This is a genomic window from Planktothrix sp. FACHB-1355, from assembly GCF_014748295.1.
Lineage (GTDB): Bacteria > Cyanobacteriota > Cyanobacteriia > Cyanobacteriales > Aerosakkonemataceae > Aerosakkonema > Aerosakkonema funiforme_A.
In genome coordinates, this window is record NZ_JACJUP010001061.1 from 1 (window position 1) to 2,466 (window position 2,466).

Annotated in this window: 2 protein-coding genes; one reads left to right on the forward strand and one right to left on the reverse strand. The window is 50.5% G+C overall.

The genetic code is table 11. The features are described from left to right. On the reverse strand, positions 1-442 hold a 442-nt coding region (locus tag H6S82_RS28950; protein ID WP_191057154.1), incomplete at its 3' end, for an SRPBCC family protein. A 349-nt stretch (positions 443-791) separates the two neighbouring features. Here H6S82_RS28950 and H6S82_RS28955 point away from each other — a divergent pair. Next, the coding region (locus tag H6S82_RS28955) for a mechanosensitive ion channel (RefSeq protein WP_191057155.1) at positions 792-2,466 on the forward strand (1,675 nt) is incomplete at its 3' end.

Consider the following 2,466-nt stretch of genomic DNA (forward strand, 5'->3'; position numbering starts at 1 on the left):
GAAGACTTTGGGCCACTAGCTTGAGGCGTCGCAGTTGAGCCTGCATATCTTGTTGAGTCCAACCAGCCGCAAACGTATTGAAACCCCAGTTAACTAGGGGGTTGGGAATTTGGAACTCAAAACGATTGACTAGACGAGTACCCTCTGCTAAAGGTTGACATTCCCAGCGATCGCGTCCTTTAAAAAATCCCTCAAATTCCCAGACTATCAGACCCGGTTCCCTTTCCACCACAACGCTTTCCAGAGTAGGCTGCAACAGCGGAATCTGAATGATAAAGCGACTGCGACTGCCAATCTCTGTATTCCACTCACCTACGGGATCGCAACGCAGGGCGGGGTTAAGCCATCGGTGCATCAAGTCGCGCTCTGCAATACAGCGTTCCACCACTGTAGCAGGAGCATTAATTTGAATCGATTGTTCAAAAACTCGCTCTTGTGACATAGTTAGGGCGTCGGGGCTAGGGGGTAGGGAACAGGGAGAGCGGGGGATAAAAGGTCGGAGTTGTCCTCACTGCCTTGGCGGTTGCAATATCACAGTACTAAATAAAATGTCAATATAAGCAAGCCGAAAAATCGCGGCATCCCAGTGTAATAAAAAGTAAAAATCAGCGAATCGCTGCCTTTTAAGCGTTAATTATCTATAAAGATAGAGTAAAAAAGCTTTTTCTGGGTGTATGGTTGTCGATATTCATCTCATACTGTCTTAGCTGAGAATTTGTCAGGGAAGATACAAAAATTCACAGCTAAGGTTTCATAGTTTTACCGATAAATTTTGAGGGAACTAAACAACGATGAATGGCATTTGGCAAAGTATGGCACATTTGGGTGTGAGCGTGCCGATGCTCTCTTATGAAATTTTGGCACAAGCCGCACCGCGACGCCCCTTGCCTCCGCCAGGGGCAAGGCCAGGATTCCCTAACGACTTCAATAGCTTTTTCCAGCAAATGGCGGCAAATTTTGGTGATTTCGTGCCTAATTTGCTGGGGGCGATCGCAATTCTGGTAATCGGCTGGCTGCTCGCACTCGTCGCCGCCGCCGTCGTGCGGGGGCTACTGAATCGCACCAACATCGATAACAAGCTGGCGGCCTGGGTTACGGGGCGTCAGGGTGATGCAGAACTGCCGCCAGTAGAAAAATGGATATCCGAGGCTGTTTATTGGATTATCTTCCTGTTTACGCTGGTGGCCTTTTTACAGGCACTCCGGCTGGAAGCAGTTTCTGAGCCTCTCAACAACTTACTCAATCAGATCTTCTTGTTCCTGCCCAAATTAGCGGGGGCAGTAATTCTGTTGGGTGTCGCCTGGTTGCTGGCAACCCTAGTAAAACTGGTAGTAACGCGCTCTCTGCGGCTGTTTCGTCTGGACGAGCGTTTGAATCAGCAAGTAGGTACCGAACAGCGGAACCAGTTTTCTCTGAGCGAAACAGTCGGCAACACGCTCTACTGGTTCATATTCCTGCTGTTTCTGCCCTTGGTATTGAACGCCTTGGAGTTAGAGGAAACTTTACAACCAGTACAGCAACTCCTGACTCAAATCCTTTCTATTCTGCCGAATATCTTCGCAGCGCTCTTAATTGGTGCGGCAGGCTGGTTAGTAGCTCAAGTGGTGCGGCGAATTGTCACCAATCTGCTGGCAGCTGGTGGGGCAGATCGACTGGGTACCCGGTTTGGGCTGAATCGAGCCACAACGGGACAATCGCTCTCCGGCATTATCGGTACGATCGTCTACGTACTGATCCTACTTCCCACAGCGATCGCAGCCCTCAACACGCTGAAAATTGAGGCAATATCGGCTCCGGCAATCCGGATGCTCAACGATATCTTCCTCGCCATTCCCAAGATTTTCACGGCTGGGCTGATTCTGGTAATCGCCTACATCATCGGGAAATTTGTGGCAGATTTGCTCACCAATATCCTGACTAGCATCGGCTTCAACAATATTTTCAACTGGCTCGGTTTCGGAATCACCCCGTCGCCTCGGATTGTCGTTCCGCCTGCTAGCGCACCAGTAACGGAAGAACCCGTCCCTCCGACAGCAGGAGAACAAGTAACGCTTCTTCAAACCGCACCGGGCATAACGCGAACTCCATCAGAAATAGTGGGAATCATAGCGCTTGTCGGCATTATGCTCTTAGCTGTAGTGCCGGCAACAGAAGTGCTGCAATTCCCAGCCCTCACTGCTATTGTTACCGGTGTGGTCGCGGTATCTGGTCGGATTCTGGCTGGATTGGTGGTATTTGCGATCGGCTTGTATCTGGCTAACCTCGCCTATAACCTGATTACCAGCTCTGGCAATCAGCAGGCAAGGATACTCGGTCATGCCGCCCGAATCTCTATTATTGCCTTGGTTTCGGCGATGGCGCTGCAACAAATGGGTATTGCCAGCGATATCGTCAATTTGGCATTTGGATTGCTCCTGGGTGCGATCGCAGTCGCCAGTGCCCTCGCCTTTGGTTTGGGTGCCCGCG